Source organism: Thermodesulfovibrio thiophilus DSM 17215 (assembly GCF_000423865.1).
GTDB classification, from domain to species: Bacteria; Nitrospirota; Thermodesulfovibrionia; order Thermodesulfovibrionales; family Thermodesulfovibrionaceae; genus Thermodesulfovibrio; species Thermodesulfovibrio thiophilus.
This window is the reverse complement of record NZ_AUIU01000016.1, coordinates 138,729-152,322: the sequence shown is the minus strand read 5'-3', so window position 1 is coordinate 152,322 and position 13,594 is coordinate 138,729. Positions and strand designations below refer to the sequence as shown.

Genomic DNA, 13,594 nt, shown 5'->3' with positions numbered 1-13,594 from the left:
CTATCACATACCCACAACAACCTGCATTTCAGATAACCCCGCAAGGGCTTAAACTTTCCAGGATAGGAACTATTAAGATTAAACTGCATAGGAATATTGATGGCACTGTTAAAACCTGCACCATCAAAAGAGAATGTAACAGGTGGTATGCCTGTTTTTCTGCCTTGTATGAACCAGTTAAAAACCCATCCCTGATAAAGCTATTGGTATAGATATGGGCATTAAATCTTTTGCTGTTACATCGGATGGTGAAGCTATAGAGAACCCTAAATATCTCGTTAAGTCCGAAAAAAAACTTATCCAGAAACAAAGACAACTTTCCAACAAAAAGAGGGGGGCAAACAACAGAAAGAAGGCAAGACAATCTGTTGCCAGACTTCATGTTAAAATTAGAAATCAGAGATCTGATTTTCATCATAAAGTTTCTCGTAAACTTGTAGATACTTATGGTTTTATAGCAATAGAGGATCTGAATATAAAGGGAATGGTCAAAAACCACCATCTTGCAAAGCATATTTCTGATGCTGGATGGGGGACAGTTTCTCAATTATCTTACATACAAAGCGGAAGAAGCTGGTTGTAAGATAGAGAAGGAGTCCCCTCAATATACGAGCATCAAGTGCAGTGTTTGTGGTCAACCTGTTGACAAGACACTTGCAGATAGGATACACAGATGCCCTTTCTGTAATGTTGTTATAGATAGAGACTACAATGCTGCTCGAAATATTTTACTGAAATCTACCGCAGGAACTGCGGGAAGTAACGCCTGGGGAGAGGTTTGGATACAGACCTCTACGAACCAGGAAGCCCTGCCCGTAAGGGCGGGGTAGTTCACGGTACTGTTAAATCTTATCAAGATGTTTATCGGGATACCATATAAAAATAAACTCATACAGAAAGTAGATATAGCATTATATATGTCACATGTCATATGATAAAATAAAAAAGTTATTATAAAAAATATCTTATTCAAACTAAAGATAATGATAATAATGCACAATCAAGAGGCAGTTTTCAATGTATGCTATAAATCGCTCAAAAAGCTTATGAGCAATGGCAGGGCGATCTTTTTTATAAAGAAACTCTGTTTTTTTAAAACATCGCTTCTAATTTAATTTTGGAGGAGGTTATGATGGCAAAGCTTAAAGTTTTATTCCATGTAAATGAAAATGAAAAATGGAATGTGGCTCTTGGAAATATTACAAATCTTATTAAAGATGTGGGAGAAGATAATGCTGATATTGTAGTTCTTGCCAATGGTGCTTCTGTCTCTGCTTATGTTGATGATGAGAAGATTAAGATAATGAAAGCCCTTTCTGAAAAAGGTGTAAAATTTATTGCATGCAGAAACTCTCTAAAAAAGATGTGTGCAGATAATGTGATCTGTATAAATGAAGACAAATTACCTTCCTTTGTAACGGTGGTTCCAGCTGGAATTACAGAAATTATAAAAAAACAGCAGGAAGGTTATGCTTATGTAAAACCATGAATGAATTGAGTGCAATATTCATATTCTTGCGAAATAAATTATAATTGATGGTATAATGAATTTAAAAATAAAAGCAGGAGGATCTTTATTATGATTGACAGAGCAAAAGTTGAACAGATTCTCGGCAAAATCAGAGTTGGTCTCATGGCAGATGGAGGAAACATTGATCTTGTTGATATCAAAGAAGATGTAATTTATGTGAAACTAAAGGGAGCATGTGGAACATGTCCAATGGCAACATTGACACTAAAAAACTGGGTTGAAAAGAATCTGAAAACTGAGATTCCAGAGGTTAAAGAAGTTGTAGCTGTTTAGCGTAATGTCCAGAATTTTTATAATTTTATTCTTATTAATTCCTTTATCCTGGACATGGGCAGAAGAAAGATTCCAGATAAAGGATATACGATATTATGAACTTTCGCAGGGAGTAAGAGTAGTAGTTGAGACAAATGGAGTTGTTGAGTTTGCAAGAGGACAACTTAAAAATCCAGAAAGAGTTTTTTTCGATATAAAAAAGTCTCTTCTTAATAAAGAAGCCAGAAAAGAATTTTTAGTTAATAATTCTGTTGTTAATAAAATTCGTGTTGGTCAGTTTGATACTAGCACTGTAAGGATAGTATTTGAATTATTAAAACCTGATTATGAATTTAAAGTTATCCAGCTTGAAAACCCATTTCGAATAGTTATTGATATATATCTTAAAGGAGGGAGTAAACAATCATTAAAAGAACTCGAAAAGAAAAAAGAATCAAAAATTTCTTTAAAAAGAACAATTGTTATTGATCCAGGGCATGGAGGGAAAGACCCAGGAGCGATAGGTCCAACTGGGTTAAAAGAGAAAGATGTTGTTCTTGATGTTGCTTTAAAAGTAAGAGAACTTTTAAGATCTGATCCGCAATATGACATTGTACTGACAAGAGATCAAGATATTTTTATACCTTTAAATAAGAGGACAGAAATTGCCAATAAAATAAATGCGGACCTTTTTATTTCAATTCATGCGAATGCTTCTACAAATTCTTATGCTCGTGGCGTTGAAACATATCTGCTCAACTGGACAGATGATGAGGAAGCTATAAGAGTTGCGGCCAGGGAAAACGCAATTTCTGTGAAAAAGATGAAGCAACTCAAGGGAGAACTGGGCTTTATGCTGGCATCTTTAGAAAGAGAGGCAAAACGAGATGATTCTGTTCGCCTTGCAGGATATATTCACAATTCTATGGCAGATGAGCTAAAAAACGATTTTTCCAGACATAATAATGGAGTAAAACAGGCTCTTTTCTATGTACTGGTGGGAGCACAGATGCCTTCATGTCTTCTTGAGATTTCTTATATCAGTAATCCTGAAGAGGAGAGACTGCTCGATGATGAATCATACAGAATGAAGATAGCACAATCACTTGTTGAGGGGATAAAAAACTATTTTATAAAGACAGACCAGATTAAAAAAGTAAAATATACAAAACATAATTCTTCACCAGTTAAAACAAATACTAAAAAAATTCAAAATAAAAAAGAGAAGACAAACCTTTAGATGAATTTATTCATAGAAAATGCTTCTATACTGGATGGAACCGGCAAAGATTTCTTTAAAGCCAACATAGGAATAAAAGACGATAAAATTGTATATATTGGTAAAGAAAAATTTTCTGCTGAAAGAATTGTCAATGCAAATGGGTTAATTCTTACTCCTGGTTTTATTGATACTCACTCACATTCTGAGTTTACAATTCTTGCTGCTCCTGAAGCAGAGGGAAAGATTACTCAGGGAATTACTACTGAAATAAACGGTAACTGTGGAGTTTCCTGCAGTCCAATGATTGGAGAGGTTGTTGAAAGGAAACTTCCTGAGTTAACCTCACTTGAGCTGACTCCCTGGAATACTATTCAGGAATATATTTCTCAATTGGAAAGGGTCAGACCAGCAATTAATTTTGCCACTCTTTGCGGTCATGGAAATATCAGAGGCTCGATAATTGGTTATAAAAACATCAAAGTCAAGAAAAAAGACATTAAGAAAATGAAAGAACTTTTATATAAAGAGCTTTTATCTGGTGTAAAAGGGCTTTCAACTGGATTGATATATCCTCCTGGAATGTTTGCTGACAGTGAAGAAATTCTGGAACTTGCAAGAACTTTAAAAAAATTTAAAGGTATTTATACAACACATATGAGGAGCGAAGGAGATAAGCTTTTTGCGGCTTTGGAGGAGACTATATTAATTGGACGTATGGCAGGTGTTTCTGTTCACATCTCGCATCTTAAGACATCTGGAAAAGGAAACTGGTGGAAGATTGATTCAGTTTTAAAAATGATAGAAGATGTAAAAAAAGAGGGGCTTAAAATATCAGCAGACAGGTATCCTTATATAGCTTCTGCAACAGATCTTGACGCAATGCTACCATCATGGATAGTAGAAGGAACAAGAGATGATATTATAAAAAGACTCAGAAGCGATACTGTAAGGAAAAAGATTAAAGAATACCTTAAACAGCGTGGTATGGACTTTTTAAACAGTCTCTTAATTTCTGATGTTGCCTATGAAAAAGACAAAAAAATAGAAGGCAAAAGATTAGGTGAACTTACAGATTTAGAATCAGCCTCACAATTTATATGTGATATCTTAATTCGTTCAAATCTCTATGTTGGAGTGATTTATTTTGGAATGAAGGAAGAAAATCTTGAGAAGATTTTATCTCAACCCTATGTAATGATTGGTACGGATAGTTCTGCAAGATGTAGTAGTGGAATAACAGCGAAAGGTAAACCTCATCCAAGAGGATTTGGGAGTTTTCCGAGATTTATAAAAAAATATATTCTTGATAGAGGTTTATTAAGCCTTCAGGACTCAATTAGAAAAATTACATATCTACCTGCAAAGACCTTCAGAATTGGAAAAAGAGGTCTTATAAAAGAAGGTTATTGTGCAGATATAGTTATTTTTAACCCTGCTGAAATTGAAGATAGAGCTACTTTTACAGAACCATTCAATGTTTCAAAAGGGATTAAATATGTAATTGTCAATGGTGAAATTGCTGTAGAGGATGGTACACTTACAGGTAAAAGAAATGGAAAGGTTTTATTATGAAATTTATTGGAATTACTTGCAGCATTGATGACAAAAAGCTTTACTTAAACAGGGACTACATTAATAGTATTGTCAGACTTGGTTTTATCCCTCTTGTTATTTCACCAGATATGATCATTCCATCTACATCAGCCCCTGATACCAAAGAGATTATTGCTTCTGAAGCTATTATTCACGGTCTTGTCGAAAAAATATCTGCATTAATAATTTCAGGTGGAGGAGATATCAATCCTGAGTTTTATAGAGAGAAAAACATAGCATGTAAATCTCTTGTTCCTGATAAAAGAGTAAAAGCAGAGATAGAGCTCCTAAAAATTTTTATCAAAACTGAAAAGCCTGTTTTAGGAATATGCTATGGAATGCAGCTTATGAATATATTTTTTGGTGGAACTCTTTATCAGAATCTTGAAACAGAAATTAATCATACATCTAATGATCATGGAATTCGGGTAATTGACGATTTTATTTTAAATAAAGGAGAATTTACAGTTAATAGCTCTCATCATCAGGCTATTAAATCCATAGGAGAAGGGCTTAAGATATTTTGTATGGCAAAGGATGGAGTTATAGAAGGTTTTTATCTTAAAGGACATCCTTTTTTTGTTGGAGTACAGTGGCATCCTGAAAGGCATCCAGGCAAAGCTTCTTTAGTCCTTTGGCAATCTTTTTCAAAAAAGATATAATAAAAAATATGAGCCCATCAAGAAAATACCGACTTTCTCTTGAAAGAAACTTTTATATCTGGATTTTACTATTTTTTATTGGCATACTTGGTTATATTAATTATCAGATTCTTAAATCGTTTCTTGCATCAGGTGGTTGGGCTATAGTTATTTCTCTTGTGTTTCAACCTGTGTTTGACTATCTGACTAAATTTATTAAATTTAAAGGAGTGTCTGCTCTTTTGACCATATTGTTGGTAATAGTGCTGTTTCTTTTTCCGCTGTTGTATATTTCTTATCAGATAGTCATTGAAGCTGGAGAGCTGATAAGAGGAGTGAATCTATTTGAGCTGGTAAATAACATTATGGCTAATCCACTACTTTCAAAAATACTGGAAAGATTAAGTTTTATTACAGGTAGTGATATTACATCAATTGAGATCTTTATTAAAAATGAGCTTGGAAATCTGATGAAGGAAGGAGCTTTGAAGATTGCTCATGGTTTCAGTGATATAGTTAATTTAGTTGTCAATATGGTATTAACATTTTTTATGGCTTTTTTCTTTCTAAAGGATGGAGAGCATTTTGTTAAAAAGATTGGAGAATTTTTACCTTTTTCTGAGATAGATAAAGTTTCAATAAGGCGTCAAATTAAAAACATAGTTTATACAACTTTTTATGGAGGCATATTAATCGCGATGCTTCAGGGAACTATTCTTGGTGTAACTTTTTATTTTCTTGATATTCCTTCATCGACGCTCTGGGGATTTGCAACAGCTGTTGCATCGTTTATTCCTATTTTAGGAGCTTTTGCGGTATGGGGACCTACTGCCTTTTATCTGCTGGCGAAGGGATTTATTATGAAAGGTATAATTCTTGCAGTTGTAGGTGCATTAATAATAAGCTCGATTGATAATGTTCTTAAACCTGTTATAATAAAAGGTAAAGTAAAATTACCTCTTATATTTATTTTTCTTTCTGTTCTTGGTGGTATCAAGGTGTTTGGACTTATTGGATTTATAATTGGTCCGCTTGTTTTTAGTCTTTTTGTTTCATTTTTAGAGATTCTTAAGAACTTTATAGGAGGTGCGGAAGATGTTTGAAAGAAAGGATTTAGAAGAACTTGAGAAATTACATTTCGATGATGCCTTTGTGGTTAGCCTTTTTTTGAATGTTTCTCCTCAGGAAAGAAAAAAACAGGCATATCTATCAAAGTTTAAAAATCTTGTAAAAAACAAAGCAGATTACAATGCCTGTAAAGAAGATATAGATAAAATAGAATCATTTTTACAAAGTGAAAGAGAGTCTTTTAAAAAATCAGTTGTTGTTTACAGTTGTGTTAAAAAAGACCTCTGGGTGAGATATGATTTAAATGTGGAACTTAATGATGATCTGGTTATTGATAGAACACCTTATACCTCTCCTCTTTTTGATTTGCTCGATAACTATCAGAAGTATGGTGTTCTTCTTGTTGATAAAAAGACAGCAAGGGTGTTTTTAGTCTTTTTGGGTGATATTGAAGAATATGGTATTGTTCATCATGAAGATGTACCCGGAAAACATAAAAAAGGTGGCTGGTTTGCTCTTGCAGAGAAAAGATATGAAAGACACATTGATTATCATGTAAAAATGCATTTAAAGGATGTCCTTGATAAATTTGATAGCTTCCTTAAAGATAAAGATATTCGGAGACTTATTATTGCTGGACCTGATGAGGCAATTTCTGAATTAATGGGACTACTTCCTGATGAAATAAAATCCAAGATAATAGGAAGAGTTAATTTAGAAAAATATGCTTCAAAAGATGAGGTTCTTGAGAAAGTGCTTCCATTTATTGAAGAATATGAAAAATTAAAAGAAAAAGAAACCGTTTCTGAGCTTATTATAAAGGCATTGAAAAATGAGAATGCTGTGATAGGAGTTGATGATGTTCTTAAATATTTAAGAGACAAGAGAGTTATGAAACTGGTGATTTCAAAAGATCATAAAGTTGGAGGATTTATCTGTCAGAATTGTGGATTTGCGACAACTCAGTCTGTTGAATGCTGTATGGAATGCGGTGGCTGTGTTATGAAATCTGAGGATTTAATAGAAAGAGCAACAGAAATGGCACTTGCTCAATCAGCACTGGTTGAAGTTGTCAAAGATGAAAAAGACAGAGGAAAACTTCTTGAATATGGTGGCGTAGGGGCTTTTTTAAGATTTTAGATGTTTTCTTAAATATGTTGCAGTGTATGAATTTTTAATTTTTAAAAAGTTTTGGAGGTTTCCTTCATAAAGAAGGTAACCTCCTTCATTTCCACCTTCTGGTCCAAGATCAATAATCCAGTCAGCCTGAGCTATAACCTGAAGATTGTGTTCAATTATAATTACTGTTGCAGATTTATCAAGCAGTCTTTTAATGATATTGAGAAATTTTTTTACATCTTCATAATGAAGTCCAACAGTTGGTTCATCAAGTATGTAAATAAAGCCTTTAAGTGAAGACTTTTTACCCGTAAGTGAGTTGAGAATCTCATTACATATTTTGATTCGTTGAGCTTCACCTCCAGAAAGAGTGGTTGCTGGCTGTCCTAATAATAGATACCCAAGTCCAAGTTCTCTGATAATTTTTATTTTTTCGCACAACCCATGGTCTTCATAAAAAAATTCGTAGGCTTCATCAAAGCTCATTGATAGAACTTCGTGTATATTTTTGTCTTTATATTTTACTTCCAGTACTTCTTTCCGAAACCTTTTTCCCTCACATTCTTCACATGATAGAAATAAGTCCTCAAAAAAATACATCTGCACTCGAATATATCCTTCTCCTTTGCAGGCGGGACAATAACCTAACGCACTATTTACTGAAAAGGCACCAGGAGACAGACCTCTTATTTTAGCTTCTTTTTTAGATGCAAAAATATCGCGTATTTTACTGTAAATACCCAGATATGTAACTGGCATTGACTTTGGAGTTCGTCCAATTGGAGACTGGTCAATTAACTTTATTGTTTTAATATTTGTTATTCCTTCAATTTCTTCAAACTCGAGAGGCTCCTGATTATCAATACCCAATTTGCCCGCAACAGCCTTATAAAATGTATCAACCACTAGAGAACTCTTTCCAGAACCAGAAACTCCTGTTACAACAGTAAGAGCGTTCATCGGGAAGTGAACTGTGATATTTTTTAGATTGTGTCCAGTTGATTTTTTCAAAGTTATGAAATTTTTAAAAGCTATCTCTTGATTTTTTACAGGAGCAAATTCTGATGTTTTCAGGTAATTAGCTGTATAAGAGTTAAAATTCAAAAAATTGTTTATTTCTCCTGAATAGATCACCTTGCCTCCCTGTCTTCCACCTTCTGGTCCGAGCTCAACTATCCAGTCTGCATGTGATATAACATCTTTGTCATGCTCCACAACTATAACTGTATTTCCATAGTCTGTAAGCTCTTTTAAAACTTTGACAATTCTGTCTGTGTCTCTTGGGTGTAATCCAACTGTTGGTTCATCAAGAACATAAAGGGTAGATGTGAGTTTGTTTGATAACTGATTAGATATATTAAGTCTCTGATATTCTCCTCCAGAAAGAGTCTTGATCTGTCTGTCAAGTGTTAAATAGTTAAGACCGACTCGTTCAAGGAATTCAAGATTCATTAAAATTTGTCTTACAGGTTCTTCTGCAATTGTATCTTCTTGCACAGACAGATTTAATGAATTAATCCATTGTTTGAGCTGGCTTATTGACATGAAGTTCAAGTCTCCGATATCAACCCCGTCTATCTTGAACATCAGCGCTGCTTCATTAAGTCTTTTTCCTTTACACCGGGAGCACAGAACAGGCTTTCTGATTCTTGAAAGAAAAACGCGTACATGAACTTTATATCTCTTTTTTTCGAGTTCTTCAAGAAAATCATTTATTCCATAAAAATATTGATTTCCTGTAAAAATTAGTTTTTTATGTTCTTCAGGCAGAGATCTGTAAGGCAGATTTATGTTTATACCTGAAAGTTTCGTTCCTTTGATAAGTTGTTTTTTCCACCATTTTAGAGTTGGTCTTTCCCATATTTCAACCGCTCCTTCATTAAGAGAAAGTTCTTTATCAGGAATTATGTAATGTTCATCATATACCAGAACATAACCAAATCCCTTACACTCAGGGCAGGCTCCATGGGGATGATTAAATGAAAAAAGCATTGGTGAAGGATCTGGAGCTTTCATTCCGCACTGATGGCAGACAGGCTCAGAGAAAAAACTGAGTAATTTATTGTCTTCAACAATGTAAATTTTAACATCTCCCATTTTAAATGCTGCCTCAAGTGAATCAGTAAGTCTTATGCTGTCAGTAATTCTCAATCTATCAGTAATTACCATTTTTGAATTATTATTGGGTTCTTTAATTTCTGACATTTCCATGACTAGAGGGTTCTCATTTTGAAATATTAAAACTCTTGAAAATCCAAGCTGAATGAGTTTTTCAATTTCTTCCCTGCTTTCAAAAATAATAAATGCTCTTTTATTATAAAATTTGCTTAAAAGCTCTTGAGCTATCAACGAAGGATTCCATGATTTCAGTTCTATATGACATTTCGGACAGAATGGTTTTGCTATTTTTGAAAAAAGTATTCGCAGATAATCATAAATATTACTATGAGTTCCAACAGTTGCTCTTGAACCTTTAACAGGATTTCTCTGTTCAAGTGCTATTGAGGGTCTGATATTGTCTATTAAATCAACATCAGGTTTTGGAAGTTTTTCAATGAAAACTCTCGCATAACTTGACATGCATTCAATAAAACGCCATTGCCCTTCAGCATAAATTGTATCAAAGGCAAGAGAGGATTTCCCAGACCCTGAGATTCCAGTTATAACTGTTAATTTATTGTGAGGGATGTATAAATCTATATTCTGTAAGTTATTCTGTCGTGCTCCTTTAATTATAAGATAACTCTCTCTCTTAGAATTGTGCATCCTATATTCTAACTGTATGGTAAAATATTAAATCAATATTGGTTAAGGAGGTGTTAGCAATGAAGCTTAATCCAGAAAAAGAGGTAATTGAAACTGTGGCAAAAATAATGTTAATTTCTGCCAGAACAGCACCAAAGGCAAAAGGAGAAGATGAAATCATTACAGGAGTTGTAACAGAAAAAGAAAAGGACAAACTTGCTCAGGAGCTGGATAGCATCGGAGACAGAGGAGATGTATATAAATTTTTTAAAAGAGATGCTCAGAATGTTAGAGATTCTGAAGCAGTCATACTTATCGGTTTGAATTTTAAAAAACCTGCCGGTGTCAATTGCGGTGCATGTGGATATGACTGTAAAACAATTCTTAAACAGAAAGCTCATGAACTTGAGTATTCTGGCCCTGTCTGTACAATTAGAGCGGTAGATCTTGGAATTGCAATAGGTTCGGTAGTCTCTGTTGCCAAAGAACTCGGAGTTGACAATAGAGTTATGTATACTGTGGGTGCTGCTGCAAGAAGACTCAAGCTTATGAATGCACAGGTGATACTTGGTATTCCTTTAAGTGTGAAGGGCAAGAATATTTTCTTTGATAGAAAACCTGTTTAATTTTTATCTTTTCCGCATAGTTACTTAATTCTTTGAAAATTTTAAATAAATTTTAAACATTTTTTGTAAAAAATTGATATAATTTAATTATGAAGTGTATAAAGCCTCATGAAGAGGTGTAGATCCCTATGAAAGGGAGGTGTTTGAAATGATTAAGAAAGTTTCAGGCAAATCCGTATCTACCTGCAAGTGCAAGAGTTCATGCTAATTTTAAAAAAAGAGGGAGTCTTTTAACTCCCTCTTTTTTTATTCATTTAAAGTATGCCATAATACTGTATGCGTTATATTATTCTTATTCTTTTTTGCATCTTTATACCAATTTTAACCCACGCTCAGGAAGAGCAGGCTTATTTCAATTTTATAGCGGGATATTATTCAGTCATAAATGAGGATTTCAATAACGCTATCAATTATTATAAAGAAGCTTTAAAAACTGATCCCTCATCAAAACTTCTTAAAGTCATTTTAGCTGATTCATATTTAAAAACTGATAATTTAGAAATGGCAAGACAATACACCGATGAAGTTTTGAATGAAGATTCAGAAAATATTGAAGCTTTGAAGGTTCTTGCTGCAATTTATATGAAAGAAAGAAATGTTAATGAAGCTGTTAAGGTATATGAAAAAATTCTTGATAAATCCCCAAATAAAATTGAAGTTCTTTCAAAAATTGGAAATCTGTATCTTATCTCTGGCATGTATGATAAAGCCATTGAGACCTTTGAAAAAATACTTAAGGAAGATTCTGAAAATATAATGGCTCTACATTTTCTTGGAGTGATTTATATTGAAAAAAAGGATTTCAAATCAGCACGAGAAAAATTTAAAACAATTCTTAAAATAAATCCCGATTATGAACCTGCATATACAAATCTTGGAGCAGTAGAAGAACTTGAAGGAAATTTTAAAGAAGCAGAAAAATGTTTCAAAAAAGCATTGGAATTAAATCCTGAAAATCTTTTTGCTAGGGAAAGATTGATAAGTTTATATCTCTCTCAGAAATCATATGATGAAGCAATAAAAGAGCTTGAAACACTTAAAGGACAAAAATCTGAACCTGAAGAGATTCATGAAAAACTGGCACTGCTTTATTTACAGACAAAGCAGTATGATAAGGCTACTGAAGAGCTTGAATATCTTTTATCAAAGCATCCCAATGATTTGAATTTAATGTATTACCTTTCTCTTGTTTACATTGAAACAGGCAAATTAGATGAAGCAGAGCAAGTTTTAAAACATATTATTTCTATTAATCCAAAACAAATTAATGCATTTTTGAATCTTGCCACAGTTTATTTTAAGCAGAAAAAACTTACAGAGGCATTGAACATATATGATGAAATCTTGCAGTTTGCTGAGAATATCCCTGAAATTTATATTTATGCTGCTGAGACTGCGTTGGATTTAAAGGATTATCAAAAGGCAAAGCAGTATATTGATAAAGCTATATCTAAATTTCCTGATAATCCAGATGTAAATTTTGTGGCAGGAGTTGTTTTTGATAAACTTGGTCAGTTTGAAGAAACAGAAAAATTTATGAAAAAAGCAATTTCTCTTGACCCTGACAATGCAGAAGCCCTTAACTATCTTGGCTATAGCTATGCTGATAGAGGTATTAATCTTAAAGAGGCTCGTTCTTTAATTGAAAAAGCGGTTGAACTGAAACCAAACAACGGATACTATATTGACAGTCTTGGATGGGTTTATTTTAAACTTGGCGATAAACAAAATGCTTTGAAGTATCTTCTTGAAGCAATAAAATATGTAAAGGATGATCCTGTTATTCTTGAACATCTTGGAGATATATACAAAGAACTTGGAAACTATAAAGAAGCCTTAAAAACTTGGCAAGAAGCAATGAAGTATCATGAAAAAGAAGAAGGCGTTAAAGAAAGATTAGAGAAAAAAATAAAGGATCTTAATCAGCTTATAAAAAATTAATGCTCACCTACAAAGCTTTTGCCAAAATAAACTGGGCTTTATCAGTTTTAAATAAAAGAAATGATGGCTATCACGATATCATTTCACTTATGCATGCCATAGATCTTTATGATACATTAATTTTTGAGCCTTCCTCAGGTATCGAAATTCAGACAGAACTACCAATAAAAAGAGTGAATAATCTTATTTATAAAGCTATCATAGCGTTACAGCAGTATACAGGAATTAAAAAAGGTATAAAAGTAACACTGCATAAACAGATTCCAATAGGTGCTGGACTTGGAGGTGGAAGCTCTGATGCAGCTACCACTTTAAAAGCTTTAAATGAACTATGGGGCCTTAATCTTGGTGTAAATACCTTGCAGGAAATAGGTGCTTCTATAGGTAGTGATGTTCCTTTTTTCTTTAATCTTCCTCTCTGTATTGTTGAAGGCCGTGGGGATATAATTAAGCCTTTAAAAATTGAAAAATCATATACACTTGTAATTGTTAAACCCAAGTTCAGTATTTCTACTAAATGGGCATATGAATTTTTAAATTTAGAAACTGAATTGACAACAGAATATAAAAAAATAAATAATAATATTTGGCAGTTATATCTACTTTTATATGAGGGAGCTTATTCTAATTTTCATTCTTGGAATGATTTAGAAAAAAGTGTTTCCAGGAAATATCCTGAAATAGAAAAAATCAAGAAGAAATTATTAGAAGCGGGTGCTCTGATGAGCCTGTTGAGCGGTAGTGGTTCTACAGTATTTGGTGTTTTTAATAACGAAGTTGATGCTAATGAAACATTAAAAATTTTTGAGGGATACTGGTGCAAAGTGGTTCAGACTTTAACGTCGTATTAGAGGAT

Annotated in this window: 13 protein-coding genes and 1 pseudogene; 13 read left to right on the top strand and 1 reads right to left on the bottom strand. The window is 33.3% G+C overall.

Translation table 11 applies throughout. From position 1 onward, the window contains the following. The 10 genes and pseudogenes from G581_RS12200 to G581_RS11730 form a co-directional block, all read left to right on the top strand. Positions 1-212: pseudogene (locus tag G581_RS12200) on the top strand (RNA-guided endonuclease InsQ/TnpB family protein); the annotation flags it as partial. A 2-nt stretch (positions 213-214) separates the two neighbouring features. Continuing rightward, on the top strand, positions 215-583 hold the full coding sequence (locus G581_RS11735; protein ID WP_028845440.1) for an RNA-guided endonuclease InsQ/TnpB family protein: 369 nt from the start codon (positions 215-217) through the stop codon (positions 581-583). Next, positions 522-830 (top strand): zinc ribbon domain-containing protein, encoded by a 309-nt coding sequence (locus tag G581_RS12460; RefSeq protein ID WP_083962678.1) that lies wholly within the window; start codon positions 522-524, stop codon positions 828-830. The genes G581_RS11735 and G581_RS12460 overlap by 62 nt, the downstream gene beginning before the upstream one ends. 302 nt (positions 831-1,132) lie before the next feature. Further along, on the top strand, positions 1,133-1,489 hold the full coding sequence (locus G581_RS0108385) for a DsrE family protein (protein ID WP_028845439.1): 357 nt from the start codon (positions 1,133-1,135) through the stop codon (positions 1,487-1,489). A gap of 90 nt (positions 1,490-1,579) precedes the next feature. After that, entirely contained in the window at positions 1,580-1,804 is a 225-nt protein-coding gene (locus G581_RS0108380) for a NifU family protein (protein ID WP_028845438.1), read from the top strand. Positions 1,805-1,808: 4 nt separating this feature from the next. Next, positions 1,809-3,023, top strand: a complete 1,215-nt coding sequence (locus G581_RS11140; RefSeq protein ID WP_051179095.1) for an N-acetylmuramoyl-L-alanine amidase — start codon at positions 1,809-1,811, stop codon at positions 3,021-3,023. Next, entirely contained in the window at positions 3,024-4,577 is a 1,554-nt protein-coding gene (locus G581_RS0108370; RefSeq protein WP_028845437.1) for an N-acyl-D-amino-acid deacylase family protein, read from the top strand. After that, entirely contained in the window at positions 4,574-5,260 is a 687-nt protein-coding gene (locus tag G581_RS0108365) for a gamma-glutamyl-gamma-aminobutyrate hydrolase family protein (protein WP_028845436.1), read from the top strand. The genes G581_RS0108370 and G581_RS0108365 overlap by 4 nt, the downstream gene beginning before the upstream one ends. Before the next feature lie 8 nt (positions 5,261-5,268). Beyond that, positions 5,269-6,342: an AI-2E family transporter gene (locus G581_RS0108360; protein WP_156875237.1), complete on the top strand. Its 1,074-nt coding sequence runs from the start codon at positions 5,269-5,271 to the stop codon at positions 6,340-6,342. Further along, entirely contained in the window at positions 6,335-7,447 is a 1,113-nt protein-coding gene (locus G581_RS11730) for a baeRF10 domain-containing protein (RefSeq protein WP_028845434.1), read from the top strand. The genes G581_RS0108360 and G581_RS11730 overlap by 8 nt, the downstream gene beginning before the upstream one ends. Here G581_RS11730 and uvrA read toward each other — a convergent pair. After that, complete coding sequence (uvrA, locus tag G581_RS0108350) at positions 7,436-10,192, bottom strand: excinuclease ABC subunit UvrA (protein WP_028845433.1); 2,757 nt, start codon at positions 10,190-10,192, stop codon at positions 7,436-7,438. The two genes, G581_RS11730 and uvrA, sit on opposite strands and share 12 nt — an antisense overlap. Positions 10,193-10,251: 59 nt before the next feature. Between uvrA and G581_RS0108345 the strand changes: the two genes are divergently transcribed. The 3 genes from G581_RS0108345 (at position 10,252) to ispE (ending at position 13,589) form a co-directional block, all read left to right on the top strand. Beyond that, complete coding sequence (locus G581_RS0108345) at positions 10,252-10,797, top strand: ferredoxin domain-containing protein (RefSeq protein WP_028845432.1); 546 nt, start codon at positions 10,252-10,254, stop codon at positions 10,795-10,797. A 276-nt stretch (positions 10,798-11,073) separates the two neighbouring features. Beyond that, positions 11,074-12,738 carry a tetratricopeptide repeat protein gene (locus tag G581_RS0108340; protein ID WP_028845431.1) on the top strand — a complete coding sequence of 555 codons (1,665 nt, stop codon included), beginning with the start codon at positions 11,074-11,076 and terminating at the stop codon, positions 12,736-12,738. Next, positions 12,738-13,589, top strand: coding sequence for a 4-(cytidine 5'-diphospho)-2-C-methyl-D-erythritol kinase (gene ispE, locus G581_RS11130; protein ID WP_051179094.1), 852 nt, complete (start codon positions 12,738-12,740; stop codon positions 13,587-13,589). The genes G581_RS0108340 and ispE overlap by 1 nt, the downstream gene beginning before the upstream one ends. Positions 13,590-13,594: the final 5 nt, after the last annotated feature.

Excerpts from the sequence above, each read along its gene's own strand:
- G581_RS0108385 (WP_028845439.1), top strand. The coding sequence starts at position 1,133 with ATGGCAAAGCTTAAAGTTTTATTCCATGTAAATGAAAATGAAAAATGG.
- ispE (WP_051179094.1), top strand. The coding sequence starts at position 12,738 with ATGCTCACCTACAAAGCTTTTGCCAAAATAAACTGGGCTTTATCAGTT.
- G581_RS0108345 (WP_028845432.1), top strand. The coding sequence starts at position 10,252 with ATGAAGCTTAATCCAGAAAAAGAGGTAATTGAAACTGTGGCAAAAATA.
- G581_RS11140 (WP_051179095.1), top strand. The coding sequence starts at position 1,809 with ATGTCCAGAATTTTTATAATTTTATTCTTATTAATTCCTTTATCCTGG.
- uvrA (WP_028845433.1), bottom strand. The coding sequence starts at position 10,192 with ATGCACAATTCTAAGAGAGAGAGTTATCTTATAATTAAAGGAGCACGA.
- G581_RS0108360 (WP_156875237.1), top strand. The coding sequence starts at position 5,269 with ATGAGCCCATCAAGAAAATACCGACTTTCTCTTGAAAGAAACTTTTAT.
- G581_RS12460 (WP_083962678.1), top strand. The coding sequence starts at position 522 with ATGCTGGATGGGGGACAGTTTCTCAATTATCTTACATACAAAGCGGAA.
- G581_RS0108340 (WP_028845431.1), top strand. The coding sequence starts at position 11,074 with ATGCGTTATATTATTCTTATTCTTTTTTGCATCTTTATACCAATTTTA.
- G581_RS0108380 (WP_028845438.1), top strand. The coding sequence starts at position 1,580 with ATGATTGACAGAGCAAAAGTTGAACAGATTCTCGGCAAAATCAGAGTT.
- G581_RS11735 (WP_028845440.1), top strand. The coding sequence starts at position 215 with ATGGGCATTAAATCTTTTGCTGTTACATCGGATGGTGAAGCTATAGAG.
- G581_RS0108365 (WP_028845436.1), top strand. The coding sequence starts at position 4,574 with ATGAAATTTATTGGAATTACTTGCAGCATTGATGACAAAAAGCTTTAC.
- G581_RS0108370 (WP_028845437.1), top strand. The coding sequence starts at position 3,024 with ATGAATTTATTCATAGAAAATGCTTCTATACTGGATGGAACCGGCAAA.
- G581_RS11730 (WP_028845434.1), top strand. The coding sequence starts at position 6,335 with ATGTTTGAAAGAAAGGATTTAGAAGAACTTGAGAAATTACATTTCGAT.